Origin of the sequence: Acinetobacter genomosp. 33YU (genome assembly GCF_001990725.1) — a bacterium.
GTDB lineage: Bacteria > Pseudomonadota > Gammaproteobacteria > Pseudomonadales > Moraxellaceae > Acinetobacter > Acinetobacter seifertii.
Window position 1 is genome coordinate 394,022 of the sequence record NZ_LFZQ01000011.1, and the last position, 15,782, is coordinate 409,803.

Here is a 15,782-nt window from a genome sequence, read left to right on the forward strand (position 1 = left end):
TGGCGATTTTCTCTAATACGCACATATACGCAAAATAACGTATTTTCAATTTTTTCCAAAAATCACACACTCAAAAGCATCAAAAAACAATGATCAATATTTGTGTTGATTGACCGAAAATGATTGGGAGGTTGATGTTATGAGTGTATCTGAACATCCAAATCTGGACACTGTGCAAGGTACAGATTCACAAAAAGCAGTGAATGAAACCTTAGAAGATTATACTTTACGTTATGCTCCACATAGCTTTCGGCGCTGGAGTCCCAAAGTTGTCGCTATTACTGCACTTGGTGGTATTGCCTATCTTGCTGACTTTTCTATTGGTGCCAGTATTGGTATGTCTTACGGAACAACCAATGCTGTTTTCTCCATTTTATTTGCAGCGATTATTATCTTCTTAACTGGCATTCCTTTAGCCTACTACGCAGCGCGCTATAACATCGACCTTGACTTGATTACCCGCGGCGCAGGCTTCGGTTACATCGGTTCGGTTCTTACTAGTATCATTTTCGCCAGTTTTACATTTATTTTCTTTGCCCTTGAAGGCTCAATCATGGCACAAGGGTTATTGCTTGGTTTAGGCATTCCGCTTTGGGCTGGTTACCTCATCTCAACCATTATGGTGATTCCACTGGTGATTTACGGCATGAAAGCCTTGAGTAAATTACAAGTTTGGACTACTCCACTTTGGCTCGTTCTGATGATTGGTCCTGTGGCCTACCTGATTTATCAAGAACCTACTTTAGTCAGCCAATTTGCTACTTTTACAGGTAAAGAAGGTTTTGCAACCGTAGACATGGCAGCAATCATGTTAGGTGCTGGTATTTGTTTATCCCTCATCATGCAAATCGGTGAGCAAATTGATTACTTACGTTTCATGCCTGCTAAAACAAAAGAAAACAGCAAAGCATGGTGGGCAGCTGTTATTTCAGCGGGCCCGGGTTGGGTGATTTTAGGTGCAATCAAACAAATTATCGGAGCATTTTTAGGTTTCTATTTACTTACTAAAATACCGGGCGTAAACAGCACGGAACCTGTTCAACAGTTTAATGCAGCTTTTCATGACATGCTTCCGGGTTGGGCAGCTTTAACACTCGCAGTGATTTTAGTGGTTATTTCTCAAATTAAAATTAATGTGACCAATGCTTACTCTGGTTCCCTTGCATGGACAAGTGCCTACACACGTATTAGCAAACATTATCCGGGTCGTATTGTCTTTGTGATGGTGAACTTGGCAATTGCGCTTGCTTTAATGGAAGGCAACATGTTTGCGGTACTAGGTAAAATCTTAGGGTTCTATTCAAACTTTGCGATTGCATGGGTTGTAGTTGTTGCAACAGACATTTCAATCAACAAATATGTTTTAAAACTTTCACCGAAAGAACCAGAATATCGCCGTGACATGCTCTACAACGTAAACCCTGTCGGTATGGTTGCATTCCTTGTATCAGCAGGCCTATCAATTGCAGCATTCTTCGGCTTGCTTGGTAGTTTCTTGGCGCCTTACTCACCGCTTATCGCACTTGTACTTGCCTTTGTATTAACACCAATCATGGGCTTATTAACCAAAGGAAAATACTACATCAAGTCACACGATGACGGCATTAAAGAACCACGTTACGATGCTGAAGGTACACCTGTAGCAACTGTTTATCACTGCCGTGTATGTGAGCAAGGTTATGAGCGTCCAGATATTATGTTCTCTCACAAACATAACGGCACGATCTGTTCTTTGTGTAAAACACTCGATGCTTAAATATTCTTAAAACTAAAAAAGAAGCTTTAAAGCTTCTTTTTTATATCTGATGATTCTTAGCCAATCGGAAATAAACGTTCAGGTACTACATCTTTCATCACAATGGTTGAGATGAGTCGTTGTACACTTGGAATAGCAGATAATTTTTCATCATACAAACGCTGAAAAGCCGGTAAATCTTTAGCCACCACATGTAGTAAATAATCTGGCTCACCAAACAAACGCTGAGCCTGAATAATTTGCGGGATGTCTATCACTGCATTTTCAAACTTCTCGACGGCCTGTTTATCTCCTTCTTTAAGCGTAATAAAAACAATCGCTGAAAATTCAAAACCGACTAAATTCGGATCGAGTTCTGCCCGATAGCCTTTAATAGCTCCCGACTCTTCTAAAGCCTTCACTCGTCTGTGACAAGGTGAAATGCTCAAACCGACTTTTTCTGCCAATTCAGTAATAGATAATCGGCCATTTAATTGCAATTCAGCAAGAATCTTTTTATCTGTGCGATCCATTTAGAAAAATTTACCCCAAATGATTGTGATATGAGCAAACATTTAAAAGCACATTCTAAATACATGAGCATATTATTTTCAACAAGCTCGAATAAATAGGGATTTTTTCTAAACCACGAGCGAAACCTTTGGAAAATAGTTTGCCGAGATAAGCATATGGCTTTTAACATTTTTATTGCATTTTGGAGTGTCTCCATTCTTTTTATTATTACGCCAGGGGCAGACTGGGCCTATGCCATTTCGGCAGGCATTAAAGGCAAAGTCGTCGTACCAGCTGTTGCAGGTATGCTATTTGGGCACTTTATTACGATTTTATTGGTAGCGGCTGGTGTTGGTCTGCTTGTAGCAAATAACCCAACTGCGCTTATGATTCTTACTGTGGCCGGTTCTGCTTATTTGTTATGGATGGGAATAAACTTATTACTTACCCCTCCTACTCCAAATCAGTCTGGTTCTGAAAAGGCTCAGTCATGGTTGAGCTGGGCAACCAAAGGCGTTTATGTGAGTGGCTTAAACCCGAAGGTTTTTTTACTCTTTTTAGCGCTGCTTCCTCAATTCATTGACACCACTGCTTCATGGTCAGTGACAACACAAATTCTTGCCTTTGGTGTTGTCCACATGATTAGCTGCGCAATTATTTACTTAATGGTGGGTTATGGTTCAGAGACTATTTTGAAAACCAGACCACAAGCAGCAAAGTTAGTCGGCCGTTTTTCGGGTGGTTTAATGGTCGTTATCGCAACGTGCTTATTGATTGGGCAAATTTAAAAGTCATTCAGCAAAAAGTTACTGGCCTCGATTTCAGGTCAGTAACTTAAATAATAAATATAAGAAAAAAATTATCTCATTCGTTTGAGGTTATACGTCACGACTCCCCAAATAATCAGTTCTTGCCCCTCTTCAATATAAATATTCTGATAATCAGGGTTTTCTGCTTTTAGCCAAACTTTAGGTGGATGAAATTGACTATCAATCATTAAGCGCTTCACAGTGAAATCATTGTCGATGAGTGCAATCACAATATCACCCGATTTAGCAGGAATACTACGGTCCACAATAAGCGGATCATTAATATCAATTCCAGCATCTAACATAGACAACGAATTGGCTTTGACAATAAAGGTGGCATTTTCATTTCTAATTAAATATTCATTTAAATCGAGCGCTTGCTCAATATCATCTTGCGCAGGCGAAGGAAAACCTGCAGCCACACGTTCTGTTGCCAAAGGAATCTGATAAATTTTATCGTTGTTTGGATGAACCTGTTGTATTTTTAGTTTTGAACTAAAATCTGTCTGGTTATCAGTTTTGACATTATTCAGTAACCAATTTTTGATAAAGTTGACTTGAGATTCAGGAACACGAATCACTTTGGTGGGTTCATTAAACTGTGCTTTACGACCAGCATTTTCCCGTGCACCGCCATGCTCGAATTCTTTTTTCTTTGGCATACCGCCTCCATCTCACCGTTCAAATCCTACACAAACAATGTAACTTGAAAAAGTTACACTTTCAAGTTGACGAAATATATTTTTTGCATAACAATAAATCTCATGATCAGATTTTAATCCATTTTGCTTTTAACAGGGATGCTAAAACGAAAATGGCAATTTGAAGAAAATCGAAACCTATTGTGAAATAGTCCTTATTACTGACTGTTTTGATTTTTATCAAATGAAATTCTGGACACTTAAATATGAGTTAGATTCAGTTTTTGGTATGGAGACATGCGAAATGAAAAATCAACGTGATGCAGTTTTAGGTTATGCAAATGAGCAACATGCTTACTTTATCCGTCTTATTGAAAATGATGCGGTATTAGGTGAAAGCTATGGAATTTTTTGTGAAAATCCGGAAAGTGAAGCAGCCGAAAGTATTATGACGACACTATTTTTAAAGAAATCTTTTTGGATAAATGGTTCAGAATTTACAGATATTGTAAAAGGCCTACACCCTCTTACTCACTCATAAGTTTATAAAAATTATAAAAATAGAGGAGGCATAATGCCTCCTCTATTCTCAAAAACTATCTGCTTAAGACGTAAAACGTCCAGAGGCATCGCGTTTTTGATTACCACATTATTGTCATAGTGAAGGCCGCAATTTCATTTAGTTAAAAAATTAACTTTCAGGGCTTCTTTATTTAAGCCGGTACGTGTGCGGCTATTTGTTCTCGTGACCAAACACGATGAGCTTTTATCAGTTTTTTAAATTTTTCCGCAATATGCTGGAATTCATCTTCTATTAAAGTTCCTTCATCTGCAACCAAACCGAGTGGCTCAAGCAAATCAGATTTATTGCCTAAAAATGCAATTGGTTTTAAATGCTTATAAGCTTCAAGTACATAATGGCGCGCTACCCCATCTTGCATCACTGCATTTAAATTATCGCCATCTGGAACAATTACAGCATCATAAGCAATTGAAGGTTCAGCCATTTGCATACCATCAGCTACAATAATACTGTCTTTATGGTCTTTTACTGGAGCCAAGCTTGGCGCTAGTAAATGAACAACCACACCTTCTTTAATCGCCCAATTTTTAATAGCTTCAAGTGTATCTGACTTCACAAGATTATGAATAAGTACAGCAACTTTTCTACCTTGAATATCCTCAGGTGGGAAAGCTAAAAGAGATAACTTGGCGGATTTTTCAATTGCTATTTTCTTATAATCTAAGGTTAAGTCAGGCACTTCAATACCTAGGTTCGCACCGACTTGACGTGCCAGATCGAGATCGATATTTGCCAAAATTTGTTGAACTTGGCGCTCACGAATATATTTTCTTTGAACTTTACTTAACTCAAAAGTATAGGCATCGACCACATGTTTTTGCTCATGCGGCGCAAGGCTTTTGTAATAAAGTCGAGGCTGTGAAAAATAATCAGAGAATGTCTCACTTCTTTGACGAAGTTTATGTCCGCTGATTTTTTCAGGATAACTTTCAAAACCACCATTTGAAGCTGCTGGTGGAGTTTCGACTGGCCAATTTCCATCAATTGAGTTTGGTTGATATGAGGCTTGGCCTTTATGGATGGTATGTTGATGAATGCCATCACGTTGATTGTTATGGAATGGACACACTGGTTTATTAATTGGAATTTGATGGAAGTTTGGTCCACCTAAACGGCTTAATTGGGTATCTGTATATGAAAATAGACGTGCTTGTAAAAGTGGGTCATTTGTAAAATCAATACCAGGTACTACATGGCCCGGACAGAAAGCCACCTGCTCTGTTTCAGCAAAGAAATTATCAACATTTCTATTTAAAACAAAGCGGCCAATTGGCGTAACAGGAACTAATTCTTCAGGAATAATTTTTGTTGGGTCCAACAAATCGAAGTCAAAGTTCATTTCATCTTCTTCTTCAACAATCTGCACGCCGAGTTCCCATTCTGGATAAAAGCTTTGCTCAATTGCTTCATAAAGATCACGACGGTGGAAATCTGGGTCTTTACCAGCAAGTTTTTGAGCTTCATCCCATACCAATGCACTCAAACCTTGTTTTGGTGTCCAGTGAAATTTCACAAAGTGTGATTTACCTTCGGCATTAATTAGACGGAAGGTATGCACACCAAACCCTTGGATTGAACGTAAGTTACGTGGAATTGCACGGTCTGACATTGCCCAAATTACTGCATGTGCAGACTCTGGAACTAAAGACACAAAATCCCAGAAAGTATCATGTGCAGTTGCCCCTGTTGGCATTTCTGTATCGGGTTCAGGTTTTACTGCATGCACAAAGTCCGGAAACTTAATGCCATCTTGCACAAAAAAGACAGGTGCGTTATTTCCCACTAAGTCAAAGTTACCTTCTTGGGTATAAAACTTAATGGCAAAACCGCGAATATCACGAACGGTGTCGGCTGAACCACGTGGCCCTTGCACTGTTGAAAAACGTACAAAAATAGGCGTCTGAATAGTTGGGTCTGTTAAAAAACCAGCTTTGGTTAAACGTTCATTTCCTTCATATGCCTGAAAATAACCATGCGCCCCTACACCACGCGCATGCACAATACGCTCAGGTATACGCTCATGGTCAAAGTGGGTGATTTTTTCTCTTAAAATGAAATCTTCCAATAAAGTTGAGCCACGAATACCCGCTCTTAAGCTATTTTGGTTATCCGCTATTTTAACCCCCTGATTGGTGGTTAATGCCTCATTGGTTGCATCATCTCTTACTGTGTCTAACTGTTCAGTTTTCTGGGTAGTATTGGCTTTATTTGCTGCATCGGCGCCAGCCATTTCACTTGTTTTATTAGTTAATTTAGTTTTGTCGTTCATGTCCATTACCTATGTTTTGAAAGTTAAACTTGGGGTTGAAGTTGAAAACGTTTATCAAACTAGTTTTTAAACGTACCTAAATAAGGAAAAAGAAGTTCTACGTATTTACGAGTACTCCAAAGACCAATACTTTTATGATGAGAATCAGGGGCTAGAAATGGGGTAAGTTTGCATATTTTTATTGCAAGATCGCTTGATTGCAGCACGCGCTGTTGCAGTGCATCAAGCTCGCCATCAGAGATATAACTAAATAAATAGTCCTGAATACGCTGGCTATTCTTAAGTTCTCGGCTGTATGCCAAGAAGTTAGAAGAATGATCACTACCAGCAATCCAGTCATGAATAATTTGGCGCTCTACAGGGTTAAATACCCCAAACATTTTTCCATTTTCTTCATTAATCATTCGCCAGAACACGCTCTGTTCAGGGTCGGTATTAAACTTAATCCATTTTTGTTCAGTTAAATGAGTGATTAAACCTGCAATATCATCAGGGTTTGATAGCCATTGATTAATGGTTTTGCAGCCAAACTGTCTGGTTTCGTTATGAATTAACTGCCCGACAAGTGCCTTTCTTTTCAAGATTTTATGAACAAAGTCTTCAAGACTTAAATTCTTGATAATATTTGAGGAAGATTCACCACGGTTATTCAAGGCAAAACCTTGTTTTAACTTGGTAAAGAAAAGCTCTTTATCTCTGTATTTGTTGTACATATCTTCAATAACTTTAATGGCTTTATGGGCATGCCCATTGTCAATGTTATCAATGGTGATATGTAGATTAAAATATTTAGAATCAATGCCTAATTCGGCAAGCTCATAATTTGAAATTAAAAGATGCAGTGGAAGCTGTTCATATCCTAAATTAAAACCGACCATTTCAGGAACAAACTCAGGTGGTGCATACCCTAGTGCTAGCTGAACGACTGCTTGATGATAGTATTCGTCTTCTAAAAGCAAATCGAAGTTGTCGAGTCCGAGACTGCGTAAAAGGTCATCATAAATACAGACATGGTTCGCTTTCGGTTCACCTAAACCAAGTTCTTCCAAATAAGTAATAATGAGCTCATGAAAGACTGGATCATTCCAATAATGCACTGAGCTATATAACCATGCACCATCGACCTTTTTAGTCGGCGATACTTTTATGAGAAATTCAAACGCCTGAGCAACATTCTGAAAATACTCTCTATCTTGACCAGCTTGTCTACGGTTTAAATATGCCTGAAATTCCTGACAATTTTTTTTATTATCGTTCTCACACCATGTTTTAATCGAATTGATATCTGAAGGAAAATCTATTTCCTCTATCTCTAATTTTTCAATCTCTTTAATCAGTAAATCTCTTGCCTTTTTCTCTTTCTCAAAACTTGAAACATCAGGATCAAGAAAAAAAACAAACAATTCATAATAATTTTTTTGATTATCTTGTAATAAGTCTAATAATCTTTCTTTCACTACAACAGGCATTTTCATTCTCCGTTTGTGAGATATCAATTACCATACGTCACCCGAACTATAATCAAGTTTTAAGTTTGTTATTTTGCGTTATTAAAAATTAAGATAAACCACATAAATCAAAAAATTCAAACATATACAAATTCACGTAAAATTACATTTAAACTTTTAGAATTATTTAAGCCACTGTTTTTATATAAAATTTGCAAAAATTAATCTAAATTTACATTAATTTAACCATCAAAAGTAAACCATTAAAAATAACGAATCAAAATTTCAAATAGTTCTATAACATTTAAAAAATAATTAAAGGGAGAATTAGAATGTTTAATTCATGTTGTAAATTATTAGCAGATAAGAAAATCAAAATTGCTTTTTTTGAAAGCGCTTCTGCTGGCTATTTTGCTTATCGTTTTTCTTTGAGTCCTTATTCAGGAGATATCCTTATAGGTAGTCTTGTAAGTTATGATCTTCGATTAAACGAAAACACCCTGCATATTTCAGAGCAACTTATTGAAAAATATACTGCCGAATCAATGCAAGTGACTGTTGAAATGATTAATAAAGGAAAGGAACTTTTGCATGCTGACCTATATGTTGCCTGCACAGGCCTCTTAAAAAAAGGGGGTTCTGAAACAAAGGAAAAAACTGTAGGAACCTTCTTTTATTCAATATATTATAAAAATAATTTTTATAATTTTAGACGCGTTTTAAAAGGACCAGCCTTTTTAAAAATTAGAAAGTTGACGCACTATATTACTCAATATATAAAACTTATTATATTAGATGAAAAAGCCTCTTAAATTATATAAAAAGTTAACAAATATATATTTTTAAATATTTATTATCTTTCTTAAATATTACGTGCTGAAATGTAATTTTTTAAACATTCATATTAATAATGTTTATGACTAAAAATCACATTCACTAAAAATCAGCAAGTTATTTAAAATTGATAACTTTTAAATTTACATTTAAATATGGGGTAACACCCCTACCCTACACATTTAAAAGCTACATGTTTTAATAACCCTATCTGAAGCTCTCAGATAAAACACATCGTCATAATTGATATGAGGTATTAAAAAATGAGCACTACTAATAATCAAGCAAATCAACGCAATAATCAGCAACAACAACAGCAAAATGACAACCGTAATCAACAACAACACGGTAACCAACAGCAAAACGATCAACAACGCAATAATCAGCAGCAACAGCAAAATGATAACCGCGGCCAACAACAAGGATCTAACCAAAAAGATTCTGGCCAACAAAATTCAAATAACAACCAACAACGTTAATCGTTTGTAGTTGTTCTTTGATGCGGTCAATCATTTAGGAAGGTGAACTCACCTTCCTAAATTTAATATAAGCATAAAATTTAATAAAATATGAGGGAATTCTGATGACAGATCAAAATACAGATCATGCTCAACTAGTAGCTGGCGATCATAACTATTCTGACTCGCGCTGGCGTGAAAGCTATCTTACCCGACCTTATTACCAAGAAGCGCAATTAACAACACCAGATCTAGATTATGATCGTGACTTTTCTACAGCTTATGAACTTGGTCATCGGGCTCGTTCTGAATCTAAGGAAGGAACTCAGTTTGAAGACATGGAAAGTAGTTTGCAGAAGAAATGGGAAGAACTCAAAGCTGAGTCTCGCTTAAAATGGGAACATGCGAAACAAGCCATTAAAGATGCATGGGATGATATTTAACATCCTCAAATGGTCCAAAGCTATAAGCTTATTTCCTATTGGCCCTGGGAAATAAGCTTTTTTATCGTTTTGTTTTGCTCACTTTTGCTTTTACACCATAAATTTCCGAATCGCTAATGCAAGTTACTTGTGTAAAATATACAAACATACATGTCAACTTGAATATCAATAATTACTAGCTTATCAAAATAAAAACCTGACTTAGATAATCAAGTCAGGTTTTCGATAAAAATCAATTTTGATTTTTCTTAAAATATTCAATTATTTCTTCACCATTATTTACCGGATTTTTCTGTGAAGGATAAGTTTCCTCATATGCATAAGCTGGTAATGTAATTTTGGCCCGAATTGAAGGTAATTTCTCTTGTCCATCCGTAGTAATCCGCTCAATAAAACCAGCAAGCCAGAGTACAAACTCCTGTGTATTTTTACTTTTAGGAATAAGACTTAAATCCAATTTAATTTTTGACTCTTGCAAAGGCTTAATTAGCAGCTCAGCCAAATCAATATAATTATATAAAAGCTTTAGCTGTGTCCCTTTTATTTCATGTCTGAGTTCGATCATCAAGTTGTTAAGATCTTCCATCGGCTCATCCGTAAACCCTTTTTTTTCTTTGACATTTTGATATATTTTCTCAGCTATTTTTAAATATTGGGGCATATCCTTACCTTTATAGTTCATTATTACTAAAATGAATTTTGGATGAATATAAGTAAGCTATTGTGTTTGTTTTATTAACTTTTTTTTAAAAGATATATTCATTTTACAACAATTCAGTAACACTTAGATTGCCAAGCAGAAAATAGATAATAAATAACTGATAAACATTATATTTTCATATATTTAATTTTTATTATGCTATATTTTTTAGATAAAATAACAATAAAAAAAGCCCACTTAATAAGTAGGCTTTGTTAAGTAAAACTAATTATTGTGACTTTCTATTCATATCATGAGGTACTGCTGGATCACTTGCTCCATGCATTCCATCATTTCTTGAATTGCGGTCTTGGCATGCGCTCACGCCCATAGCTATTACAAGTACCATACTCACTGCACAAAAGATTTTAACCATTTAAATCACCTTTATAAATATTAAAATGTAGGTTTATGAATAGCATTATCTTATGTTGGCCTACTGCTGTGGTTCTCTTAACTTTTGTAGATTATGCAAGCTTATGTAAAAACCTAAAATATGATGAGTAAAATTATATTTATTGCAATTGAAATTCTGGTTATTTTTTGGCATGCAGTGTATACACTCCATAGTCCAACTTATAAAAACAGAATTATTAAATAGTTTAGCAAAACGATACATCCAATTAATGACACTCATATACTATATAAATAAACAATTAATAAATAATTGATATATATGATTAAAAAACAACACCTCACGTAAAATAAAAATGAGTTATATTAATGTTATGCGTTTTAGTTTTTCTATTTTCTAAATAAAAACAGGCAAATATTTATATCAAATTATATAAATCAATCTTTTATTTTTGCAATTGACCCACTCTAATGCTCAGCTTATGATGCTCGCGCTGACCAATTTTGTCAGTCGGTTTTAGCAGACCGTCTACCTAAGTGCACTAAAAACACGTTTTTTGGTGTGAAGCCCCTCGTGCCTTTGATGGAGGAACGAGAGTGGGACACCTTCGGGTGTGCTGGTTTCTTAGGTATCAGTCTGCTAACCCTCTTTCGTTTCACCACCATAATGATTAGCAATGAATGGGCGTAACTTCTTTAATCAAGGAGTCACTCATGACTATTATTTTATATTTTTTAAATTCTTTTATTAATCATATTTATATTCGACATCTTTTACTTATTCAGGCATTTTTTAGAGATCGCCCCTCACCTTTCTCTAAAATAAAAACCTTATATAGAGTTCAAAAATTGTTTATTTAATCCTTTTACCTACCCATCTATATAAGTTTAGGTAAGAGTTTTATGTATTCAAAAAAACCGCATAAAGATAAGAACTTCTATCAACATCACTTAGCGATAACAACAACCTATGCAGAGTAACAATAATGTTTTTTCTCCGTCGTTTTGTTCTGGTGAGCCTGCTTGCGATAAGTGTTTTAAATTTAATAGGATGCAGACCATTGAGCAAAAAAGAATTTAATGCACATTGTGTTTGGGCAGGACATGACCTTTCACAGTGTAATTGTATTTATAACTCTTTAGAACAACACTATTCACCACAATTTGTTGAAAACTTACCAAAAGTGAGTTTGCAGAATATTGATGCCAAAATGAACTTTGTAGACACCATGAATACAACAATGCAACAGTGCCAATTTAGTGCTAGAAAATAGCTATCTACCTTATAAGGGCATGTTCTACCAGAAAATCTAAAAATACACGTACACGTTTAGGAACATATTTATCATGACCAATCCAAACAGCATGAAATTCTTCAAAAGCTTTGATATTCCAGTCTTCAAGAATTTTAACGAGTTGTTTTTGCTGTAATGCATTTTGAATTTGAAATTCATTAAGCTGAGCAATACCTACATCTGCAAGGGCCAATTGTAAAATAGCTTCACCGTTGTTTACTTTTAAAACCTTAGAGGGTGCTAGGTTAATTTCCTGATCTGCTTTTTTAAATAGCCAAGTTTTGTTCTGGCGCTGATAGCTTACATCTAAAAGCTGATGTTCATGCAGTTCATCTGGATGTTCAGGACAACCATACTGTTCAATGTATGCAGGAGAACATACATAAGCTTTGTGCGTACTACCAAGTGAGCGAGCCACCAAATTTGAACTTTTTAATGGTCCTGTCCGAATTGCAACATCAATTCTTTGCTCAACCAAATTAATCACTTCGTCACTCAAATGAGCCTGTAACTCAATTTGTGGATAGCACTTGTTAAATCGAGAAATACAAGGCAATAAAAAATGCGTCCAATATGAAAGACTGGTATGAATTCTGATTCGCCCTTGTGGTATATGATTTGCAGTAACAGATTGTTCTAGTTCATCTAAGTTATTGAGTATTTGAAGACCTTGCTCATAAAACTGACATCCTTCACTCGTCAGCTGAAACTGGCGTGTCGAACGGTTCAATAACCTGACACCAAGTCTTTTTTCCAACCGAGAAATTAACTTACTGACCGCAGACGGCGTCATATCATAAGCTCTTGCAACGGCTGAAAAACTTCCAAGCTCGACCACTCGAATAAAAATTGCTAACTCGCCAGATCGATTAATATCAAAATAAGCCATAACAAAATTTATTTATGAATTGTATTCACAAATCTTATTCCGCTTAGCCCGCTATAACAAGGCATCAATTTATTTCAAGATAACTTTAATTCGTTTTAAAGAGTTCACGAGATGAAACTTTATCAAGCCACCGTATTTTCTTTAACTTTATTTACGAGTGTTGCACAAGCTGAAGTACCAAAGCACCAGTGGATTACTACTTGGGCAGCCAGCCCCCAAAAAGTCTGGAATAAAGATTTCGTTTTCCCGACCAATATTCCAGAGCAAATATCTAATCAGACCATCAAACAAATCAGTCAAATTAGTTTAGGTGGTGAAGCTATTCGGCTTGTTTTTACCAATCAATATGGCGAGCAGCCACTTTATATAGATCAAACAACAATTGGTTTAGTGAACGGAGTAACTCCAAAATCTAAGAGTACCTATCCTGTTTATTTTTCTGGTCAACCTAAAGCAAAAATTTTACCGGGCAAACAACTGATTAGTGATCCAATTCCGTTGCCTGTACCCGACCACACTCAATTGGTGGTAAATAGTTTTATTCAAAAGCCTACAACGTTTAAAACTTTCCATTGGGATGCTAAACAAACCAGTTGGATCATTGCTGGAAATCAGACAACAAATTTAACTACGCCAACCGATGCCAAAACAACAACGGCGCGATTATTATTATCACAATCGAGGTAAAACCCAAACAGAAAGCTCAGGTGGTTGCTGTTATTGGAGACTCAATTACCGACGGTGCAACTGCAACCTTAGATGCAAATACGAGATGGACCGATTTTTTAGCGAAACGTTTATCAGCACACCAAGTAGCAGTGATTAATAGTGGAATTTCAGGGAATCGACTACTTACAGACGGTATGGGTGAAAGTGCTTTAAAACGTTTAAACAGTGAAGTGTTTCAATACTCAGGTGTTAAAATTTTGATTGTTTTAATTGGTATTAATGATATTTCATGGCCTGGTACAGCTTTTGCACCTAAACAACAAATACCGTCGTTTGAAACCTTAACTGAAGGTTATAAACGTATTGTAGATGAAGCACATCGCCAAGGTATTCAAGTGATTGGGGCGACGTTACTTCCCTTTTCAGGCGCTTTACCCAATACACCTTTAGATAACTATTATCAGCCTAACAAAGATGAATTACGCCAGCGTATTAATCACTTGATCAGAACCAGTAAAACATTTGATGGGATTCTTGATCTTGAGCAAGGCTTAAAAGATTCAAAACATTCCGATCGATTAAAACCAATTTATGATTCTGGAGATCATTTACATCCAAATGATAAAGGTAATCAGCAAATGGCAAATCTAGTTGATTTAAACCAGCTACTTAACAAATGAAATTTCCAGATACAGGTAGGAATGATTTCCCTACCTGTATAAATATGTATTAACCACCCTCTAGTTCAGCAGAGAGTTTTGGAGCAATAATTTTTTCTTCAACAGCATGTCGTCGCAGAACCATAACAGCGAAAAGCGCCAAAATTGCAGGGATTGCGATCATCACGAAATTCATCTTATGTGGCAATTCTAATACTAATAACATGCCCGTTAAGATTGGACCAACAATTGCCCCAATACGACCAACACCAGAGGCACAGCCAATTCCAGTAGAACGCACACTTAATGGATAATATTGTGCAACGTAGCTATAAAGCAGAATTGAGGTCCCAATCGTTGCAGCACCTGCAACAGTAACCAAACCATATAAAATATAGGCTGGAGACTTAAAGCCTAAACCGATTAAAGCAACAACACCTGCCAGTAGCATTCCCATAATTACCGGTTTTAGATGGAATTTATCAGACAAAATACCACCGCCAATTGAACCGATCATTGCGCCAACATTTAGAGCAAGCAAGAACAAAATACTCTTTCCGAGTGAATAACCTGCTGCCAGCATGAGTTTTGGTAACCAGCTACTTAAGGCATACACCATGAGTAAGCACATAAAGAATACGAGCCAAAACATGAGTGTATTGAAAGCACGGCCCTGTTGAAATAATCCCTTTACAGAACTGCCTGTTTGAACATTATCTTCATTAAGCACTAATTGCGTATTAATCATTAGATTTTGTTCAGGTGAAATTTTTTGAATAATGCGCTGTGCTTGCTCAGTCTTACCTGTCTTAACTAAAAAGGTTAAAGACTCAGGTAAAAACTTCCAAATGACAGGTAATAAAAATAGTGGAATACCGGCAATTAAAAACATAATTTGCCATCCCTGACTTTCAACCAAATAACTACCAATTAAGGCTGAAAGTATTCCCCCAATTGCATAACCACTAAACATACTCCCCACCAAAGTACTTCTTATACGTTTAGGCGCATATTCTGATGTAAGTGCAACTAAATTTGGCATAACCCCACCAATGCCTAGTCCCGCCAAGAACCGAAGTATCCCAAACTCAAGTGGGCTTGATGCAAAAGCACCTAAAAAGGTGAAACCACTAAAAAAAGTCACACAGATTAAAATTACCTTTTTACGGCCTATTTTGTCTGCCAATGTTCCAAAGAACATTGCCCCAAACATCATTCCGCATAGTGCTGTACTTGCTAACATCCCCGCTTGTACAGCTGTTAACGACCACTCTTGCATTAGCAAAGGCAATACAACGCCATAAATCACCAGATCGTAACCATCAAAAATAATAATTAATAAACACCAAAGTAAAATACTCCAGTGAAAAGGGGTAAATCTGGCCTGATCAATAACTTCATTTACATTTAATTTAGATGTTGTCATTTACTCACCTCCTTTGTGAGATAAATTCATATTCAATTTTTTAAAACGACATACTGC

Annotated in this window: 14 protein-coding genes and 1 pseudogene; 8 read left to right on the forward strand and 7 right to left on the reverse strand. The window is 36.2% G+C overall.

Annotation, left to right across the window (positions count from 1 at the left end):
* The first annotated feature begins 139 nt into the window (after window positions 1-139).
* On the forward strand, window positions 140-1,756 hold the full coding sequence (locus AC056_RS15450; protein ID WP_077164114.1) for a purine-cytosine permease family protein: 1,617 nt from the start codon (window positions 140-142) through the stop codon (window positions 1,754-1,756).
* 56 nt (window positions 1,757-1,812) lie between these two features.
* On the opposite strand, the gene AC056_RS15455 is transcribed toward AC056_RS15450, so the two are convergent.
* Window positions 1,813-2,268 carry an Lrp/AsnC family transcriptional regulator gene (locus AC056_RS15455; RefSeq protein WP_000376211.1) on the reverse strand — a complete coding sequence of 152 codons (456 nt, stop codon included), beginning with the start codon at window positions 2,266-2,268 and terminating at the stop codon, window positions 1,813-1,815.
* A gap of 156 nt (window positions 2,269-2,424) precedes the next feature.
* On the opposite strand from AC056_RS15455, the gene AC056_RS15460 reads away from it, so the two are divergent.
* Window positions 2,425-3,036, forward strand: coding sequence for a LysE family translocator (locus tag AC056_RS15460; protein ID WP_077164115.1), 612 nt, complete (start codon window positions 2,425-2,427; stop codon window positions 3,034-3,036).
* 71 nt (window positions 3,037-3,107) lie between these two features.
* Here AC056_RS15460 and AC056_RS15465 read toward each other — a convergent pair whose 3' ends face one another.
* Window positions 3,108-3,719 carry a LexA family protein gene (locus AC056_RS15465; protein ID WP_077164116.1) on the reverse strand — a complete coding sequence of 204 codons (612 nt, stop codon included), beginning with the start codon at window positions 3,717-3,719 and terminating at the stop codon, window positions 3,108-3,110.
* A 283-nt stretch (window positions 3,720-4,002) separates the two neighbouring features.
* Here AC056_RS15465 and AC056_RS15470 point away from each other — a divergent pair, with 283 nt between their 5' ends.
* On the forward strand, window positions 4,003-4,239 hold the full coding sequence (locus AC056_RS15470; RefSeq protein ID WP_077164117.1) for a hypothetical protein: 237 nt from the start codon (window positions 4,003-4,005) through the stop codon (window positions 4,237-4,239).
* A 172-nt stretch (window positions 4,240-4,411) separates the two neighbouring features.
* On the opposite strand, the gene katE is transcribed toward AC056_RS15470, so the two are convergent.
* Both katE and AC056_RS15480 read right to left on the reverse strand, forming a co-directional pair.
* Window positions 4,412-6,556 (reverse strand): catalase HPII, encoded by a 2,145-nt coding sequence (gene katE, locus AC056_RS15475; protein ID WP_077164118.1) that lies wholly within the window; start codon window positions 6,554-6,556, stop codon window positions 4,412-4,414.
* A gap of 53 nt (window positions 6,557-6,609) precedes the next feature.
* Window positions 6,610-8,019: an iron-containing redox enzyme family protein gene (locus AC056_RS15480; protein WP_077164119.1), complete on the reverse strand. Its 1,410-nt coding sequence runs from the start codon at window positions 8,017-8,019 to the stop codon at window positions 6,610-6,612.
* A 311-nt stretch (window positions 8,020-8,330) separates the two neighbouring features.
* On the opposite strand from AC056_RS15480, the gene AC056_RS15485 reads away from it, so the two are divergent.
* The 3 genes from AC056_RS15485 (at window position 8,331) to surA1 (ending at window position 9,733) form a co-directional block, all read left to right on the forward strand.
* Window positions 8,331-8,810, forward strand: coding sequence for a CinA family protein (locus AC056_RS15485; protein ID WP_077164120.1), 480 nt, complete (start codon window positions 8,331-8,333; stop codon window positions 8,808-8,810).
* Window positions 8,811-9,095: 285 nt separating this feature from the next.
* Window positions 9,096-9,311 (forward strand): hypothetical protein, encoded by a 216-nt coding sequence (locus tag AC056_RS15490; protein ID WP_077164121.1) that lies wholly within the window; start codon window positions 9,096-9,098, stop codon window positions 9,309-9,311.
* Between the two features lie 104 nt (window positions 9,312-9,415).
* Complete coding sequence (gene surA1, locus AC056_RS15495) at window positions 9,416-9,733, forward strand: surface antigen protein 1 (RefSeq protein ID WP_004702331.1); 318 nt, start codon at window positions 9,416-9,418, stop codon at window positions 9,731-9,733.
* Between the two features lie 232 nt (window positions 9,734-9,965).
* Here surA1 and AC056_RS15505 read toward each other — a convergent pair whose 3' ends face one another.
* Window positions 9,966-10,394 carry a hypothetical protein gene (locus AC056_RS15505; protein ID WP_077164122.1) on the reverse strand — a complete coding sequence of 143 codons (429 nt, stop codon included), beginning with the start codon at window positions 10,392-10,394 and terminating at the stop codon, window positions 9,966-9,968.
* Window positions 10,395-11,773: 1,379 nt separating this feature from the next.
* On the opposite strand from AC056_RS15505, the gene AC056_RS15515 reads away from it, so the two are divergent.
* Window positions 11,774-12,061 carry a hypothetical protein gene (locus AC056_RS15515; protein WP_077164124.1) on the forward strand — a complete coding sequence of 96 codons (288 nt, stop codon included), beginning with the start codon at window positions 11,774-11,776 and terminating at the stop codon, window positions 12,059-12,061.
* Window positions 12,062-12,065: 4 nt separating this feature from the next.
* On the opposite strand, the gene AC056_RS15520 is transcribed toward AC056_RS15515, so the two are convergent.
* The gene (locus AC056_RS15520) at window positions 12,066-12,971 is read right to left on the reverse strand and encodes a LysR family transcriptional regulator (RefSeq protein WP_077164125.1); all 906 of its coding nucleotides are present in this window, start codon (window positions 12,969-12,971) and stop codon (window positions 12,066-12,068) included.
* Between the two features lie 111 nt (window positions 12,972-13,082).
* On the opposite strand from AC056_RS15520, the pseudogene AC056_RS15525 reads away from it, so the two are divergent.
* A pseudogene (locus tag AC056_RS15525) lies at window positions 13,083-14,320 on the forward strand (SGNH/GDSL hydrolase family protein).
* Between the two features lie 49 nt (window positions 14,321-14,369).
* Here the strand turns inward: AC056_RS15525 and AC056_RS15530 are convergent.
* A complete protein-coding gene (locus tag AC056_RS15530; protein ID WP_077164126.1) occupies window positions 14,370-15,725 on the reverse strand; it encodes an MFS transporter in 1,356 nt (451 codons plus the stop codon).
* Between the last annotated feature and the right edge of the window lie 57 nt (window positions 15,726-15,782).